Origin of the sequence: Lentzea sp. NPDC020367, assembly GCF_044387305.1 — a bacterium.
GTDB lineage: Bacteria > Actinomycetota > Actinomycetes > Mycobacteriales > Pseudonocardiaceae > Lentzea.
The window spans coordinates 263,487-279,985 of the sequence record NZ_JBIRVV010000013.1; the positions used below are offsets into that span (position 1 = coordinate 263,487).

Consider the following 16,499-nt stretch of genomic DNA (forward strand, 5'->3'; position numbering starts at 1 on the left):
AAAAGTGAAATTGACTCAGGTCTCGTGCGTGACCTGGGGTAGATCTAGACTCGCCCGATGGCACATGACGCGGATGTCATCGTCGTCGGCGCGGGCCTCGCAGGTCTCGTCGCGACCGCAGAGCTCGCGGACGCGGGTCGCAAGGTCATTCTCCTCGACCAGGAGCCGGAAGCGTCGCTCGGCGGCCAGGCCTGGTGGTCGTTCGGCGGGCTGTTCCTGGTGGACACCCCCGAGCAGCGCAGGCTCCGGGTCAAGGACTCGCACGACCTGGCGCTGCAGGACTGGATGGGTTCGGCGGCGTTCGACCGGGAGAGCGACCACTGGCCACGGCTGTGGGCACAGGCCTATGTGGACTTCGCTTCCGGTGAGAAGCGCTCCTGGCTGCACAACATGGGGGTGCGCTGGTTCCCGTTCGTGCAGTGGGCGGAGCGCGGCGGCTACCTGGCCGACGGGCACGGCAACTCGGTGCCGCGCTTCCACGTCACGTGGGGCACCGGTCCCGGCATCGTCGAACCGTTCGAGCGCCGGGTGCGCGAGGGTGTCGCGAAAGGACTCGTGACGCTGAAGTTCCGCCACAAGGTCACGAGCGTCAACGTCACCAACGGTGTGTGCGACGGCGTGTCCGGTGACGTGCTGGAGCCGTCGTCCGTCCAGCGGGCCGAACCCAGCTCGCGCAACGTCGTCGGCGACTTCTCCCTCAAGGCGCAGGCCGTGATCGTCACGTCCGGTGGCATCGGCGGAAACCACGACCTGGTGCGCAAGAACTGGCCGGAGCGGATGGGCAAGCCGCCGAAGTTCATGCTGGCCGGTGTGCCGGACTTCGTGGACGGCTCGATGATGGAGATCACGCAGAAGGCCGGCGGCGCGATCATCAACGAAGACCGCATGTGGCACTACCCCGAGGGCATCGCGAACTACGCGCCGGTGTGGTCGCGGCACGGCATCCGCATCCTGCCCGGCCCGTCGCCGCTGTGGCTCGACGCCGACGGCAAGCGGTTGCCGATCCCGCTGTTCCCCGGTTTCGACGCGCTGGGGTCGTTGCAGCACATCACCTCGAACGGGCACGAGCACTCGTGGTTCGTGCTGAACAAGAGGATCATCGGCAAGGAGTTCGCGCTGTCGGGCTCCGAGCAGAACCCGGACCTGACGGGCAAGGACACGAAGGCCGTCCTCAAGCGCGCGCTGCCGGGTGCGGTCGCGCCGGTCGAGGCGTTCGCGCAGAAGTCCAAGGAGTTCATCCAGGCCGGCACGGTCGCCGACCTCGCCCGCGGCATGAACGCGCTGACCGGGGACAGCAGGATCGACGCGGCCGCGCTGGAGAAGACGATCGTCGAACGCGACCGCCAGGTCACCGCGGGTCTGAGCAAGGACATGCAGATCAACGCGATCCGCCAGACCCGCAACTTCCTGACCGACAAGCTGATCCGGGTCGTCGAGCCGCACCGGCTGCTCGACCCCAAGGCCGGTCCGCTGATCGCCGTGCGGCTGTCGGTGCTCACCCGAAAGACGCTGGGCGGCCTGCACACCGACCTGTCGTCGCGGGTGCTCGACACGTCCGGCGAGGTGCTGCCGGGCCTGTACGCCGCCGGTGAGGCCGCCGGGTTCGGTGGCGGTGGCGTGCACGGGTACCGCGCGCTGGAGGGCACCTTCCTCGGCGGATGCCTGTTCTCCGGACGGGTCGCCGGGCGTTCGGCGGCGGAAGCAGTCAAGTAGTTCTCGCGTGGTGGACGCGGGTTGACGGTCCCCCGGCTTGCGGCTGTGCTGAAGGCATGACGCAGATCGGTGTTCTGGTCGGCAACCCGCGGCCCGCCTCGCGCACGCTGCAGGCGGCCCTGGCCCTGCGCGAGGCATTGGCCTCGACGCTGGGCGTGCCCGTCGACGGGCCTGTCATCGAGGCGGCGGACCTCGCACCCGCCGTCTTCACCGAACCGGACACGATCAAGGCCGCACTGGCGACGCTCGGCCAGGCCGACGTCCTGGTGGTGGCCACGCCGACGTACAAGGCCGCGTACACCGGCCTGCTCAAGGCCGTGCTGGACCAGGCGCCGCCGGGGTGGTTGAAGGGCAAGGTCGTCGTACCGCTCCAGATCGCCGCGTCGGACAAGCACGCGCTGGCCGTCGAGGTGCACCTGCGGCCGGTGCTGGCCGAGCTGGGTGCGCTGGTGCCACAAGCCTTGTTCCTCAACGAGGCCTCGCTTCCCGCCGACGCCACGGACTTCGACCTGGACGCCCTGAAGGTGCTGCGATGAAGGAACAGCTGCGCAACGCGTTGAAGCACCACGCCCAGGCCGTCACGATCGTCACCGCCACCGGCCAGGAAGGCCCGGTCGGCACCACGGTCTCCTCGTTCACCTCGGTCTCGTTCGAACCGCCGCTGGTCGTCGTCTGGATCGGCGAAGGCGCCTCGGTGTGGCCGGTGCTGCGGACCGCGCCCCTGTTCGCCGTGCACCTGCTGCACGCCGCGCAGACCGGGCTGGCGGACCTGTTCGCGACCAAGGGCGTCGACCGGTTCGGGCCCGGCACGCGCTGGCAGCCCGATGACGACGGTGTGCCGTTGCTGCTGGACGCTCCCGTGCGGCTGCGCTGCCGGACGTCGCGGCGGATCGCGGTGGGCGACCACATCGCGCTCGTCGGCGAGCCCCTCGACATCACGCACACCGACATCGCCGCGCCCCTGGTGCGGCACCAGGGGCGCTACACCTCAGTCGCCTAGCTGCTCGAGCAACGCCCTGGCGATCACGTCGTTCTGACGGAACGCCGGGGCGTTCGTCTTCGGTCGCGCGAAGGCCGCGAACGCCTTCCCGGTCGTGTACGGGCCGACGGCGAACCGGACGGGATCCTCCTCGCCGCGTTCGTTGATCAGGCGGCCCACCGGCGACACCCGGACCAGCCCGGCGGCGTCCTCGGAGACGTCACCGACCGCGCGCAACGACCGCAGCACCGGATCCGCCGTGCGCGACAACGAGTGCGTCGGCAGCCGGGCCTCGATCAAACCGTTGGCGCGCACCACGTCCGGCGTCGTCGCGCTGCCGGCCACGAAGGCGTCCTCCACGGCGTCCACCCACATGTCGGCGCCGAGGAACCGCACGATTCCCGCGCGCGACAACGCCAGCAGCTCCTCCAGCCGGTCCGGCGGCGGCCCGGAGGCCAGGTAGCTGAAGTAGCCGTGCCACCAGCCGTCGAACGGCATGAGGCCCGCCAGCTGGCCGTAGACCGACAGCAGGGCCAGGAACGCCCCCAGATCGGCGCTGTGCCGCGGATCCGAGCGCCGGGCCACGTCCGCCTCGACGTACGCGCGCAGGTGCTCCTGGAACTCCTCGGCCGACGCGAACGTGACGCCGGCCAGCGGACGGTCGAGCCGTTCGAAGTCGATGCGGTCGGCCGGATCGGGCACGGCGAGCAGTTCCAGCTCGCGCATTTCCTCGCTGTACCAGGGCAAAGCGGCGAACGACGTGGCGAACTCGACGAACGGCATCCGCACCAGACCGGGATGTCCGGTGAAGAGCTCGTGGTAGTGGCCCCAGGCGATCTCCTTGGCCATCAACGGCCACACGTCGTCCCGGAAGTCGAGTTCCTGCCCCTTCAAGGCGTCCGCGACGAAGAAGTTCGGCAACGTCGGACGCCGTCCCTGCAACCGGTAGCCGGTCTTCGAGTGGTACGGCACGCCCCGCCGCGAACCGACGTACAGCGTCGGCTCGGCACCGGAAGGCACGTACGAAAGCCCTTCCGGACCACGCACGTAACGGCCGCCGCGGCCCTCGGTCAGCAACACCATGAGGTCGATGAACGCGAGCCCGAACCCGCGCAGCACCACATCGCCCCGCACCGCTGACAGGTCCGCATCGGCGGAGTACAGCGGCGGCACGTAGATCAGGCCGTGCTCCGACGCGTGCTCGGCGAGCTTGCGGTGCTCGGGTTCCGGTTCGGCGTCCAGATGCCCCAGCGCGAGCACCAGCACGTCGGCGTTCAGGGACTCGCCGTTGTCGAGCCACACCCAGTTGCCGACGACCTTCAGCGCCGTCGCCTGATGCACGGTCACAGAGATGTTCGGAGGCAGAGATTTCTTCACGTGGTCGAAGAACCACGCCAGGTACGTGCTCTGCACCTGACGGGACGGGAACGACGTCGGGTCGATGTCGGTCCACTCCGCCAGCGACGGACCGGGACGAACCGGGCCCGAGCCGTCAAAGGAGTCGTCCGTGAAGACCGTGACGTCCTCGGCCATGGAGTTCATGCGCAGCAACGGGGATTGGGCGTGCCTCCACACCCGGCCCGCCCCAGGTGGGTGCGGGTCGACGACGTGCACGGCCAGTGGCAGCGTGGGCGACTGGGCGGCGATGCGTTCCAGCAGGCCGGCGGCACGAGGACCGCCACCGATGACGACGAGTGAGCGCATGCGCGTCTTTCCGTTGGAGGGCAACGAAGAACGAGCCGCGCCCCTCAACGCGAACACCACCACAGTACCCCGCGCGTGCAAGCAAATCCCGCTCTGTGGACGTCGTTGCGGCGAACGAGATCCGGGTGTGCACTCGAAGGGCGCCTCCCTCAACGCGCCCCAATCCCACCAACAGCTCTGGGGAATCGGTCATGCCAGTTGAGTTTCTCGGGATCGCCGCCACGAACGACGGCTCGGAGACGACGCCGCGGTCGGGAAGCGGCGCGTTCGACAAGGACTACACGCTCAGGCTCGCCAGGGCGCACGAGGAGCACGGGTGGGACCGCGTGCTGTTCGCGTACGGATCGGGCGCGCCGGAACCCTCCGCGGCGGCCGCCTACCTCGCCAGCAAGCTCGACAAGCTGCAGATCCTGCTGGCGCACCGGCCGAACGTGTCCTACCCGACGTTCGCCGCCAAGACGTTCGCGACCCTCGACCAGATCAGCGACGGCCGGCTGACCGTGCACTTCATCACCGGCGGCACCGACCACGAGCAGCAGCGCGAGGGCGACTACCTGACCAAGGACCAGCGCTACAGCCGCACCCGCGAGTACATCCAGATCGTCAAGAAGGCCTGGACCAGCAGGTCCGCGTTCGACCACGACGGCGAGCACTACCACTTCGCGGACTTCGTGAGCGACGTGTTCCCGGTGCAGCAGCCGCGCCCGAACGTGTCGTTCGGCGGCTCCTCCCCCGCGGCGTACGCGGCAGGGGGCGCGGAGGCCGACATCTTCTGCCTGTGGGGCGAGCCGCTGGCCGAGACCGCGCAGCAGATCGAGTCGGTGAAGCAGGCGGCGAAGGACGCCGGACGCACGGACGTGCCGAGGATCCAGGTCGCGTTCCGGCCGATCATCGCGCCGACCGAGGAACTGGCGTGGGAGAAGGCACACCGGACGGTCGACCGGATCGAGGCGCGGAAGGCGAACGGGCCGCTGAGCCGCCGGCATTCGCTCACCAATCCGGAGAACACCGGCTCGCAACGACTTCTGGCCGTCGCGGAACGCGGCGAGCGATTCGATCGTGCTTTGTGGACGCCGACGGCGAAGGCGACCGGTGGCGCGGGCAACTCCAACGCGTTGGTCGGCACTCCGGAGACCGTCGCACAGGCGTTGCTGGACTACTACGACCTCGGTGTCGACATCCTGTCCGCACGGGGTTACGACCTGCTCGACGACGCGATCGACTTCGGCCGGTACGTGATTCCGATCGTGCGCGAGGAGGTCGCGAAGCGGGACCGGGCCAACGCCGCATGACGACGCTCGAAGTCCGCCGCGTCCGGCAATCGGATCCGGACGCGGCGCCATTAGTCGAAGAACTCACGTACGAATACACCTCTCGCTACGGTCCGATGGGCGCAGAGGAGATGCAACGGCCGGCGGATGTGTTCGAGCCGCCGAACGGACAGTTCCTGCTGCTGATGGAAGCCGGAGTGGCCGTCGCGGGTGGCGCGTTCAAGCGGTTCGACGCCGAAACCGCCGAGCTGAAACGGATCTGGACGCATTCACAGCACCGCAGGCGTGGATTGGCGCGCCGCGTGCTCGTGGAACTGGAGAATGAGGCGCGAACGTTTGGGTACACCAGGATCTACCTGACCACCGGGCCTCGCCAGCCGGAGGCGAAAGGGTTGTACCTGGCGACCGGTTACACACCGTTGTTCGACGTTGATACAGACCCTCTAACAATTGGCCCACTGGCCTTCAGCAAGGTGATTCATTAGTTCAAACGAGTGAATTCGTGGCCTGAGTGCTGTATCTCGACCGGGATTCAGGGTTCCGTTGGACAGGTTCTGAGTGATCAGTAAACTTGCCGGTCGGGCCCACACCCGGTGGTGCGACCGAGTGGGGTTGTCACCCGTTCGACCGATTCCGAATGGCCACCTGAGCTGAATGAACATGGTCGACAGCCGAGAGCCCGCCGTTGCCTGGGCGGCGGCGATCTCCAACACCCTCGTCGCGAACTTCACGCGCGAGAAGCTCGAGGAACTGCTCGGCGCTTACGTCGAGCAGTTGCTCAGTGGCGGGGTGGGCGAGGCACGGCGGGTCGGCCGGTCCATGGTCGAGCACGACTTCATCTCCTCGGCGACGCTGGAGCAGACGCTCACGTGCCTCGGTGAGCACATCCCCGTCACGCAACCCCAGCTGGCCGCGCTCGCCGCCGGGTACGCGGAGGGCCTGCGCGACCGCACGCTCGACCAGCAGGAGCTCAGCCGCACGGCCGCGATCACCACGATGCGCCGGGCCGAGGGCGCGGTCAGGGCGAGCGAGGCGAAGTTCCGGGCGATCTTCGAGAGCTCGGCGTTCGGGATCGTCGTGAGCGGCCTCAAGGGCGAGATCATCGACGTCAACGAGGCGTTGCTGGCGATGCTCGACTACCGGCACGACGAGGTGCGCAGGATGAGCGGCCGCGACCTCGTGCACCCGGACGACAGGGCCGGGCTGCGGGAGATGACGAAGCAGCTGATCGCGTCGGACTTCGACAACATCCGGGTCGAGAAGCGGATGGTCCGCAGCGACGGCGAGACCATCCAGACGCACATGGCGATCTCGATGGTGCGCGAGGGGGACGACGCGCCGCCGTACCTCGTCACGATGATCGAGAACATGAACGAGATGCGCGCGCTGCAGACGCAGCTCGTGCGGCAGAGCCTCAACGACATGCAGACGGGCCTGCCGAACCGCGCGCAGTTCCTCGGCTGGCTGGAAGGCGCCACCGGGTCGAAGGGCCCGGACACCCTCGCGCTCGTGCAGGTCGACATCGACGGGTTCCGCGGCGTGAACGACGCGTTCGGGCACGAGGCGGGCAACCGGGTGCTGATGCACGTCGCGACGCACCTGCGGGCGGTGTTCTCCGAGGAGATCGCCAAGATCGCGCGCATCGGCGAGGACGAGTTCGGCGTCCTGATCAAGGATCCGCAGGACGTGCGGAGCGTCGTCGCCCTGGTCGAGGACTTCACGGTACGCCTGGAGGAGCCGATCTGGTTCGGCGCGCACGGCGTCGGCGTGACGACGAGCGTCGGCGTCGTGGCACGGGCGGCGCGCGGCGGTGACGCGGCGGACCTGCTGCGCGCGGCGGACGTCACGGTCGGCTGGGCCAAGCGCGACGGCAAGGCGCAGTGGGCGTTGTACGACCGCGAACGGGACGTGCACGACAAGGAGAGGTACGCGCTCGCGGCGTCCATCCCCGGTGCGCTGGAGGAGGGCCAGTTCCGCGTCGACTACGTGCCGGTCCACTCCCTGGCCGACGGCTCGGTGCTCGCGCTGGAAGCCAAGATCGCGTGGGACCACCCCGAACGCGGCGTGCTGTGCCCGGACTCGTTCCTCGACCAGTCCTCGAACAACGGCATGATCGTCCGCCTCGTGCACTGGGCGCTGGACGACGCGTGCCGGCACGCGAGCGACTGGCACCGGGCGCTGGGCGAGCGGATGCCCGCCCTGTCGATCGACCTGCCGCCGCGGCTGTGCCAGGAACCCGAACTCGTCGCCGAGGTCGCCCGCGTGCTGGACCGCACGGGCCTGCCCGCGTCGTTGCTGCGCTTCGAACTGCACGAGCACCTGCCGGCGTTGCTGAACGACGACCAGCTCGAGGAGCTCACGATCCTCGCCGAACGCGGCGTCGGCCTGGTGCTCGACCAGGTGAACGGCGGCAACGTCGGCGTCGACCGGTTGCGCCGGCTGCCGTTGACCGGCGTGAAGTTCACCGGCTCCGTCGTGCACGGCCTGGACGAGGGTGCGAACCGCGTGGAGGAGAGCGCGTCGGTGACGCTGCTGACGTGGGCGTCGATCCTGCGGCTGCCGCTGTACGCGGAGGACGTCCGCACCGAGACCGAGGCCTCGCGACTGGCCGAGCTGGGCGTGACGGGCGGGCAGGGCGCGCACTTCGGCCCGCCGCTGTCGGCCGCCGAGGTCTCCGCGCTTCTTCTCAGCTAGTTCTTATCAGGGTTTTCCAGGGTTTCGGCACAGCTGGCTCACATGATGGGGGTCCATCTTTGAGTCATGACCGAGCAGAGCTTCCCCGCGATGAGCGGGTCACTGGTGGAACCGCAGCCCGTCGTCGTCGCCCCGAAGTTCTGGCGCCGAACGGCCCCGATGCTGACGGCCGCGGCACTCGTCGCGGGCCTGTTCGGCGGCGTCACCGGAGCGGTGATCGCCTCGCCGGACTCCACCCCCACCTCCACTTCCGTCTCCGCGCAGACGATCTCCAACACGTCCACACTGGACTGGAGCGCCGTCGCCTCGGACGTGCTGCCCTCCGTGGTGCAGGTCAACGTCGGCAACGGCCTCGGCTCCGGCGTGATCCTGTCCGCCGACGGCAAGATCCTCACCAACAACCACGTCGTGGCGGCCGCGGGCGGCCAGATCACCGTGAAGTTCAACGACGGCAAGGAACTGCCCGCCACCGTCGTGAACGCCGACGCCACCTCGGACCTCGCCGTGCTGCAGGTCTCCGGGGCCTCGGGGCTGACGCCGATCAAGTGGGCGGACTCCGGCTCGGTGAAGGTCGGTGACGCGGTGATGGCCATCGGCTCGCCGTCCGGCCTGCAGGGCACCGCGACGACCGGGATCGTCTCGGCCCTGGACCGCAAGGTCACCGTGCCGGGTGAGAGCCGTCGCTCGCAACCCGTGTCGTACCAGGCGATCCAGACCGACGCGTCGATCAACCCCGGCAACTCCGGTGGTGCGCTGGTGAACGCGGCCGGTGAGCTGATCGGGATCAACTCGGCGATCTACTCGCCGGCGTCGAGCAGCGGTGAGGCCGGGAGCGTGGGCATCGGGTTCGCGATCCCGTCCAACACGGCCAAGCAGATCGTGGGCCAGCTCAGCTAGAACCTCCCCAAGAACCAGGGCCGCGGCACGAAGCCGCGGCCCTCAGTCCGTCCTAGGACAGCCAGTCCGGGCGCAACGGCATGTGCGACGTCGTCCCGTCCAGCCTCACCCCGAGCACCTGGTGCAGCTGGATGTTGTTGCGTTCGAACCCGAGCCGGGACGCCGCCAGGTACAGCCGCCACACGCGGGCCCTGGCCTCGCCGACGTCCTCGACGGCCTCGTCCCAGTGCGCGTCGAGGTTGCGGCTCCACGCGGCCAGGGTCAGTGCGTAGTGCTCGCGGATGTTCTCCTCGTGCCGCACCTCGAACCCGGTGTCGTGCATCAGCGACACGAGGTGTCCGGGGCCGACGAGCTCGCCGTCCGGGAACACGTACCTGTCGATGAACGGACCGGACAGCGCCCGTTCCTTGTTGTTCGGCCTGGTGATGCAGTGGTTGAGCAGACGGCCGCCGGGCTTCAGCTTCCGGTACAGCGAAGAGAAGTACGCCGGCAGCTTGGCCTTGCCGATGTGCTCGGTGAGGCCGATGGACGACACCGCGTCGAACCCGGTCTCGCGCACGTCCCGGTAGTCGAGGTGCCGCACCTCGGCCAGGTCCGACAACCCGGCCTCGACGATCGCCTTCTGCGCCCACTCCGCCTGGTTGCGCGAGAGCGTCACGCCGATCGCGCGCACCCCGTACTCGCGGGCCGCGTGCATGACCATGCCGCCCCAGCCGCAGCCGACGTCGAGCAGTTTCATGCCGGGCTTGAGTCCCAGCTTGCGCGCCACCAGGTCGTGCTTGGCGAACTGGGCCTGTTCCAAAGTGGACTCCAGCGACGGGTACACCGCGCAGGTGTAGGCCATCGACGGGCCGAGGATCCACTCGTAGAACTGGTTCGAGACGTCGTAGTGGTGCGCGATGGCCTGCGAGTCACGCGCCTTCGAGTGACGCAGGCCGTGCAGACGGGTCTCCTGTGGCGGCGGGGAGACCTTGTGCGAGAACCGGATCCGGCCCAGGAACCGCAGCAGCTCCAGCCGTTGCAGCACCGGGAGTTCCCGCAGGGAGAACTCGGAGAGCTGCGATAGACCGGCGTGCACGTCGCCGAGGATCTCCAGGTGGCCCGTCACGTAGGCGCGGGCCAGGCCCAGTTCACCCGGCGCGGAAGCCAGGTAGGACAAGGCTTCCGGTGTTTTGATGTCGATGGACACCGAGGCCGCGGAAGGCCCGGCGGTACTGCCGTCGTAGGCCTGGAAGCGAACGTCGCTGCCACCTGTGATGCGCTGGAAAATGGAGGCCAACCGCATTCATCGTCCCCTGACACACTTGGCGTACAGATCAGGCAAGCGGTTCGTCTGGTCGTACCGGCTCTTCACGGACCGGTAGTGCGAACCGTTGTAGTGCCGCCAGAACTCGTCCTCGGTGTAGTACGAGTCCGAGTACAGCGACTTGTGGCCGCCCAGCCGAGCCACCTCGCGCTCGATCAGCCGGTTGCGGTCACCCATCTTCTCTCCCGGGCGGACCGGGACCTCCGACCAGAACCCGACGTTGACGTACAGCGTGTCCTTGTCCATCGGGTAGAGCGGCCAGGCCGTGGTGTCGCGCAGGCGAACCGGGCACAGCCACACCGGCGTGATGCCGATCTCGCGGTCGAAGAAGTCGAGGAACTCGGCGAGCCCCGCGACGGGGATCTCCACGTCCTGGATCACCGGCTCGACGTCCACCCGCGGCCGCAACTGCCGGTGCTTGGCGACCAGCCGCCGGTACACGTCCGAACGCAGGTAGCGCTTCGGCCACATGCGACGGACGACCGGGTTCTGCGCGCCGAACGCCCGCGAGCACCAGAACCAGTCGGTGTCCCAGCGCCACAGGTAGTCGTGGATCGTGAGGTGGTCCGTGCGGCGTTTCTGGATGGACCGGTAGTAGATCTGGTTGCCGGTGTAGTCGGACGTGTACGGCGCGATGTCGGCGTAGTGCCCCAACGTCAGGTACATCTCACCCCGTGAGAAGACCGTGCCGTCGACGAAGTCCGCTGAGCCGTCCGCGCAGACCTCCTCTATGACGGCGGCGCACTCCTCGAACGACCCGAACGGCATGTGCCGCAGCCGCACGTACTGCCGCACGGGCTCCAGCTCGATCTCCAGCCGCAGCGCGTAGCCGAGCGTCCCGTAGGAGTTGGGGAACGCGCGGAACAGGTCGTCGTCCGGTTTGACGACGACCACCTCGCCGTCGCCGGTGAGGATCTCCAGCTCCCGCACGGACTCGTGCGGCAGCCCGTTGCGGAAGGACGTGGACTCGATGCCGAGACCCGCCACGGCACCGCCGATGGTGATGGTTTTGAGCTGCGGCACCACTAACGGCATCAGGCCGTGGGGAAGTGTCGCGGCGACGAGGTTCTCGTAGGTGGTCATGCCCTGCACCTGTGCGGTGCGTCCGACCGGGTCCACTGACAGGACCTGGTCGAACCTGCCGACGTCGAGTCCGCCGGCCTGGTCGGCCCGGAAGCGGAAGAGGTTCGACGTCTTCTTCGCGAGCCGCACTGGCGCACCTTCGCGCATCGCGGCGTACTGCGCGCTCAGCGCAGCCACGGCCGAGCTGTGCCCATGGTCCCTCACCAGAACGACGTTATTCCTCGTCAGCGTCGTTGTCGCGCCCAAAAGCCCGAATGGGCCAGCGATCTTTCGACACACCCTGCCCAAAGTTACTCGCGAGTAGTAGCGTGCGAGGCATGGCTACGCACGAGGTGACCAACCAGGTGCCGCCGCTGAGCGGTCACGACGTCGCGGCCGACCCGGCCCTGCTGAGCTGGGTCGACAGCCCCGAGCTGCACGAACTGGGCAGGCTCGCGGGCAGCCACGAGTGGCAGGAGCACGGCAGGCTGGCGAACGCCCATCCCCCGGTCCTGCACACCCACGACCGGTACGGGAACCGGATCGACGAGGTCGAGTTCCACCCGGCCTGGCACGAACTGATGAACGTGGCCGTTTCGCACGGATTGCACGCCTATGTCGACGGTGAGCATCTCAACAGGGCAGCCAAGTTCTACGCGTGGTCCCAGGTCGAGGCCGGCCACGGATGCCCGATTTCGATGACTTACGCGGCGGTGCCCGCTTTGCGCGTCGCGCCGGAACTGGCCGAAATCTACGAACCCCTTCTCACCGCCCGGAACTACGACTTCGGACTCAGGGCACCGCTGGGCAAGCAGGGCCTGATCGCCGGCATGTCCATGACCGAGAAGCAGGGCGGCTCGGACGTCCGCGCGAACACCACCGTCGCCAAGCCGGTGACCGACGGCTACGTGCTGACCGGGCACAAGTGGTTCACGTCGGCGCCCATGTCGGACGTGTTCCTGACGCTCGCGCAGGCACCCGGCGGGCTGACGTGCTTCCTGGTGCCGCGGGTGCTCCCGGACGGCACCCGCAACCGGTTCTTCCTGCAGCGCCTGAAGGACAAGCTGGGCAACAAGTCCAACGCGTCCGCCGAGATCGAGTACGACGAGGCGTTCGCGCACCGGGTCGGCGACGAGGGCCGCGGTGTGCGGACGATCATCGAGATGGTCAACACGACCCGGCTGGACTGCGTCCTCGGCACCGCGGCGGGCATGCGACTCGGGATCCGGCAGGCCGCCCACCACGCCGCGCACCGCAAGGCGTTCGGGAACTACCTGATCGACCAGCCCGCCATGCGCAACGTGCTGGCGGACCTCGCGATCGAGTCCGAGGCGGCGACCACCACCGCGATGTGGCTGGCCCAGGAGCGGCCGCGGCTCGCGCTCGCGGTCACCAAGTACTGGGTGTGCAAACGCGGTCCGGTGCACGCCGCCGAGGCGTTGGAGTGCCTGGGCGGCAACGGGTACATCGAGGACAGCGGCATGCCGCGGCTGTTCCGCGAGTCGCCGCTGATGTCGATCTGGGAGGGCTCCGGCAACGTCGCCGCGCTGGACGTGCTGCGGGCGATGAAGAGGGAACCCGAGTCGGTGCAGGAGTTCCTCGCCGCCGTCAGCGGGGTCGACCAGCGCGTCGACAGGGCGTTGAACGAGCTCGGCGTCGCGCTGTCCGATGTGGACGAGTCGCAGGCACGCCGGGTCGTGGAGAAGATGGCGCTGATCCTGCAGGGTGCCCTGCTGGTCAAGCACGGGCACCCCGCCGTCGCGGACGCGTTCCTCGGCTCACGGCTCGGCGGGGACTGGGGAGTCGCGTTCGGCACGCTCCCCAGGTCCACCGACTTCGCCTCGATCATCGACCGGGTCGTGCCCAAGATCTAGGCAGGGCAACCGTTGTCCTGGCGAGGCGAGTCCGGCCCGTAGAGGTCGCCCGTCAGGAACACGCACGTGGGCTGCTGCTCGAAGTCGTGGATGTTCGCGATCTCCAGGATCGTGAAGTTCCGCGTCTCACCGACCCTGGACGCCTTGAAGTTCGTGCGTCCCGTCGCGCCGAAGAACTCCAGCTCGCGCAGCTCCCCTCCGATCGCGCCGCGGTGCGGGGCGTGTCCGGACAGACGGGCCTGGGCGTTGCCGACCGCGTCGAGGAAGAGCCCTGCCGCGTCGTAGGCGACCGCCATGTGCTCGCCCGGCCACGGCTTGGCGGGCCTGTCCTCCGCCGGCAGCCCCGAATCCTGGATCTCCTGGGCCAGCCTGCTGTAGCCGGCGCAGAAGGCGTCCAGCGGCAGGCCGCCGCGCACCTTCTGGTCTGGTTTGCCCTCGACGCAGGACTTGCCGGCGAGCACGACGAGCCCGGCCATGCTCACGTACGACACGCGCATGCCGGCCAGCGAGTCACGCGTGCGGCTGGCCTTCTGCGCGATGAACCGGATGATCGCGTCGTCCGCCAGGATGCGCGGCAGGCGGTTCTTGTCGTAGCAGTCCTTGCCGACCGCCTGCAGGAACTCGCCGAAGTGCTCCTCACGGCCCGCGAAGAACACCAGTTCGCTGGAGTGGTCCTCGACGCACTGCGACGGCACCTCCTGCGGGCTGTTCACCCACTCGTGCGCCTCGTACGGCACCTTCTCCCTGGCCAGTTCCTCCCCCAGCACGTTGACCAGGTTGTCGAGGTAGACGTCCGTCCCGCCGAGCCTCGGGTGGCGGATCGTCACCTTGGTCGCGCCGACGTGCTGCGCGTACCTCCTGACGAGGTCGGCCTGGCGGACGTTGCCGGGGATGAGCTGGAAGTACGTCGTCGAGAGCTTCGGCAGCGACGCCTCGGTCAGCGTGGTGCCGATGGTCGGCACGCCGAGCGACCCGAGCGCGCTGATGACCTTCTGGGTCTGCTCGACGCTGCGGTCGAGCCCGACCACGCCGATGATGCTCGGGTCCTTCTCCAGCAACGGGATCAGCATCCCCGACAGCACGTCGTCCGCGCGCCCCATCTTCCCGCCGCCGTTCGCGACCACGACGCGCAGCAGCGGTCCCGAGCTCGACCTGTCGTTCTGCTGCCGTTGCTTGAGCAGCATGCCCTCCAGCTCCTCCGCCCTGGAGTGGTCGGCGTCGGGGTTGCTGTCCTTGTGGGTGAGGCTGGAGAAGTAGAGCAGGGAGACGAGCGGCCGCGCGGGCTCCGAGTCGTGCAGCCGTTCCGCCTCACCGTTCTGCGCGAAGACCGCCTGCTGGGTCCACCGCAGCCGTTCGTTCGAGCCGAACACCTGGCCGCTGTTGTCGCTGTACCCGAGGCACTCGACGTTGCCTTCCACCTCCATCAGCCGCGTCGACACACCGGGTGAGATCGCGGAACCGACGATCGAGCAGTTGGCCTTGACGTTGTTCTGCACCGCCACGAACCCCGGCACCAGCAGCACCAGGACCACCGCCGCGATGATCGCCTCCAGCCGCCGCGACTTCGCGAGCCAGCGCGCCGGTGCCGCGGTGAACGCGGGCGCGCCCTTCCACTTCTTCTTGTCCTCGCTCGGGAACGGCAGCCTGATCATGAGGTAGCGGGCGTCGGGCGCGAGCATCTGCCGTTTGCGCGGCAGCTCCTCCCGCCACGTCGCCAGCGCGTCCGCGGTCTCGTCCGGCGCGACCGGCGTGGTCCCGAGCCGCTGCGACAGCGCCGGCTGCACCGAACTGGCCGCGATCACCAGCAACGGGTCCAGCTCGCCCGTCTCGTTGCGGACGTCGTTGATCAGCTCCAGCAGCTCCCAGCCGCCGTTCTCCTTCGTCACGCCGTCGAGCAGCACGGGGATGTAGGCGGTGCGGCGGAACCCGGCCCTGCGCGGCAGGAACCGGCGGCGGCGCCGGTAGGAGATCCGCAGGTCCTCCAGGAACGCGTGCACGAGCAGCAGCTTGATCTGCTCGGTGTTCTCCGACTCGCGCCTGCCCAGCGTGAGTCGTTCCGCGAACCCGAGGAACTCGATGGAGTGGTTGGGCAGCGCGAAGTTCTGCCCGCGCATGAACCACTTCGACTCGCGCGCGAGCCCAGGCACCCGCTTGCCGAGCCAGCGGAACCCCGCCTTGCTGCCGACCCAGGCGACCAGCCCGAGCCCCAGCCTCGTCACGAGGTTCGGGATGAACGCGTCGACGGCCCGGTTGAGCGCCTCGCCGTCCTCGCCGCTCTTGCCGGTCCACTGCCGCAGCAACTCGATGACGCTTGCCCGGTCGTCGCGCCCCGGCTTGCGCGGCAGCCTCTTGCTCGTGAGCCAGTCGACGAGCCGGTAGTGGTCGAACCGCGTCAGCCGCTCACTGCCGACGTGGACCTCCGACAGCCGATGACTCAGCACGTCCAGCAACGGCAACAGCGGCTGGGTCTCCCGCGCTTCCGGTGGCCATCTCTTGTCCACTTCAGCGCGTACCGCGGACACGTCGACATAGGCGTGCGGAATTGCCGGACGTCCCTCGTCGAGCTTGTGCTCGAGGGCGTGCAGGAATGGCGTCGGACTGGCTTCGCTCTCCAGGTAGAGCAACGGAAGTGGCTGGTCACCGACCACTTCCTCGGTCTTGCTCCGGTAGAAGAACCCCGGCCGGTCGCAAAGACCGTGAATGACTCCGAGCAGATCTCGCAAACCCGGGAAAACGGGCTCTGTCCGGCTACCTGTCATCTGCACCCTCACACTCGTGCGGAAGGCAAGCGACGGTAGCCGGACAGACCGTTTGGAACTGGTGCTTTGGAGTTATTCAGCCGGAATGGACTAGAGACCGAGCTCGCGGGCGATCAGCATCTTCTGCACCTCGGAGGTGCCCTCGCCGATCTCCAGGATCTTCGCGTCGCGGTAGAACCGGCCGACCGGGTACTCGTTCATGAAGCCGTAGCCGCCGAAGATCTGCGTGGCGTCGCGGGC

Annotated in this window: 13 protein-coding genes; 8 read left to right on the forward strand and 5 right to left on the reverse strand. The window is 68.5% G+C overall.

Going from position 1 to position 16,499, the window contains the following annotated elements; all coding sequences use genetic code 11:
- Positions 1–57 precede the first annotated feature (57 nt).
- Genes ACH413_RS38695 through ACH413_RS38705 form a run of 3 tightly spaced genes read left to right on the forward strand, consistent with a single transcriptional unit; the run spans position 58 to position 2,713 of the window.
- Positions 58–1,713: an FAD-binding dehydrogenase gene (locus ACH413_RS38695; protein ID WP_360043639.1), complete on the forward strand. Its 1,656-nt coding sequence runs from the start codon at positions 58–60 to the stop codon at positions 1,711–1,713.
- A 56-nt stretch (positions 1,714–1,769) separates the two neighbouring features.
- Positions 1,770–2,249 carry an NAD(P)H-dependent oxidoreductase gene (locus ACH413_RS38700; RefSeq protein ID WP_360043636.1) on the forward strand — a complete coding sequence of 160 codons (480 nt, stop codon included), beginning with the start codon at positions 1,770–1,772 and terminating at the stop codon, positions 2,247–2,249.
- A complete protein-coding gene (locus ACH413_RS38705) occupies positions 2,246–2,713 on the forward strand; it encodes a flavin reductase family protein (protein WP_319975316.1) in 468 nt (155 codons plus the stop codon). Before ACH413_RS38700 ends, ACH413_RS38705 begins: the two co-directional genes overlap by 4 nt.
- Here ACH413_RS38705 and ACH413_RS38710 read toward each other — a convergent pair.
- Positions 2,702–4,396, reverse strand: a complete 1,695-nt coding sequence (locus ACH413_RS38710) for an FAD/NAD(P)-binding protein (RefSeq protein ID WP_360043633.1) — start codon at positions 4,394–4,396, stop codon at positions 2,702–2,704. The two genes, ACH413_RS38705 and ACH413_RS38710, sit on opposite strands and share 12 nt — an antisense overlap.
- A 191-nt stretch (positions 4,397–4,587) precedes the next feature.
- Between ACH413_RS38710 and ACH413_RS38715 the strand changes: the two genes are divergently transcribed.
- From ACH413_RS38715 to ACH413_RS38730, 4 genes are all read left to right on the forward strand, one after another.
- Positions 4,588–5,688 carry an LLM class flavin-dependent oxidoreductase gene (locus tag ACH413_RS38715; RefSeq protein ID WP_360043630.1) on the forward strand — a complete coding sequence of 367 codons (1,101 nt, stop codon included), beginning with the start codon at positions 4,588–4,590 and terminating at the stop codon, positions 5,686–5,688.
- The gene (locus ACH413_RS38720; RefSeq protein WP_360043627.1) at positions 5,685–6,152 is read left to right on the forward strand and encodes a GNAT family N-acetyltransferase; all 468 of its coding nucleotides are present in this window, start codon (positions 5,685–5,687) and stop codon (positions 6,150–6,152) included. The genes ACH413_RS38715 and ACH413_RS38720 overlap by 4 nt, the downstream gene beginning before the upstream one ends.
- Before the next feature lie 175 nt (positions 6,153–6,327).
- Positions 6,328–8,361 (forward strand): EAL domain-containing protein, encoded by a 2,034-nt coding sequence (locus ACH413_RS38725; RefSeq protein WP_360043625.1) that lies wholly within the window; start codon positions 6,328–6,330, stop codon positions 8,359–8,361.
- Between the two features lie 66 nt (positions 8,362–8,427).
- Positions 8,428–9,258 (forward strand): trypsin-like peptidase domain-containing protein, encoded by an 831-nt coding sequence (locus tag ACH413_RS38730; RefSeq protein WP_360043622.1) that lies wholly within the window; start codon positions 8,428–8,430, stop codon positions 9,256–9,258.
- 52 nt (positions 9,259–9,310) lie between these two features.
- Here ACH413_RS38730 and ACH413_RS38735 read toward each other — a convergent pair whose 3' ends face one another.
- A complete protein-coding gene (locus tag ACH413_RS38735) occupies positions 9,311–10,543 on the reverse strand; it encodes a cyclopropane-fatty-acyl-phospholipid synthase family protein (protein WP_360043619.1) in 1,233 nt (410 codons plus the stop codon).
- Positions 10,544–11,893: an FAD-binding oxidoreductase gene (locus tag ACH413_RS38740; RefSeq protein WP_396425555.1), complete on the reverse strand. Its 1,350-nt coding sequence runs from the start codon at positions 11,891–11,893 to the stop codon at positions 10,544–10,546.
- Between the two features lie 71 nt (positions 11,894–11,964).
- Here ACH413_RS38740 and ACH413_RS38745 point away from each other — a divergent pair, with 71 nt between their 5' ends.
- A complete protein-coding gene (locus ACH413_RS38745; protein WP_360043617.1) occupies positions 11,965–13,500 on the forward strand; it encodes an acyl-CoA dehydrogenase family protein in 1,536 nt (511 codons plus the stop codon).
- Here ACH413_RS38745 and ACH413_RS38750 read toward each other — a convergent pair.
- Together ACH413_RS38750 and ACH413_RS38755 are read right to left on the reverse strand one after the other, a co-directional pair.
- Complete coding sequence (locus ACH413_RS38750) at positions 13,497–16,223, reverse strand: hypothetical protein (protein ID WP_360043614.1); 2,727 nt, start codon at positions 16,221–16,223, stop codon at positions 13,497–13,499. The genes ACH413_RS38745 and ACH413_RS38750 overlap by 4 nt on opposite strands.
- A 126-nt stretch (positions 16,224–16,349) precedes the next feature.
- On the reverse strand, positions 16,350–16,499 hold a 150-nt coding region (locus ACH413_RS38755), incomplete at its 5' end, for an acyl-CoA dehydrogenase family protein (protein WP_396425563.1).